This is a genomic window from Agrobacterium sp. AGB01 (genome assembly GCF_014851585.1).
Classification (GTDB): Bacteria; Pseudomonadota; Alphaproteobacteria; order Rhizobiales; family Rhizobiaceae; genus Agrobacterium.
The window spans coordinates 1-444 of record NZ_JACVAB010000022.1; the positions used below are offsets into that span (position 1 = coordinate 1).

The 444-nt window shown below is 57.9% G+C and carries 1 protein-coding gene; it reads right to left on the minus strand.

Annotated elements, in window-relative coordinates:
- Nucleotides 1-97 precede the first annotated feature (97 nt).
- Nucleotides 98-444: hypothetical protein (locus IB237_RS26190; RefSeq protein WP_192491683.1), on the minus strand; the 347-nt coding region annotated here is incomplete at its 5' end.

Sequence of the window (444 nt, forward strand, 5' to 3'; positions counted from 1 at the left end):
TGCCTGTTGCCACTGGATGGGCCGGTGACCGGGCGTGCCACTCGCTGGGTCCTGCTTTCTGGCCTGCTGCACAGCGCGGATGCGCCGCCCGGTCGCCCTAACCTGCCCCTGGCCGCTGTCTTCTTGTTCTCCTTCCCCCCCTTCCTCCCTTCCTTCTTCCCTTCCCTTTCTTTCTTCCCCTCCCCTTCTTCTTTTCCCTCCTTTCTTTCTTTCTCTCCCTCCTTTTTTCTCTTCTTTTTTTCCCCCTTTTTCTCTTCCCTCCCTTCCCTCTCTTTTCTTTCCTTCCTCCCCTTCCTTCTTTCCTTCCCTTTCTTCTTCCTTCCTCCCTTTCTCCCTCTCTTTTCCCTCTTCCCTCCCCCTTTCTCCGCCCCCCCTCCACCCCTTTCTCCCCCCTTTTTTCCCCCCTTCCCTTCCCCCTCTCCTCTCCCCTTCTCTTCCCTCTGC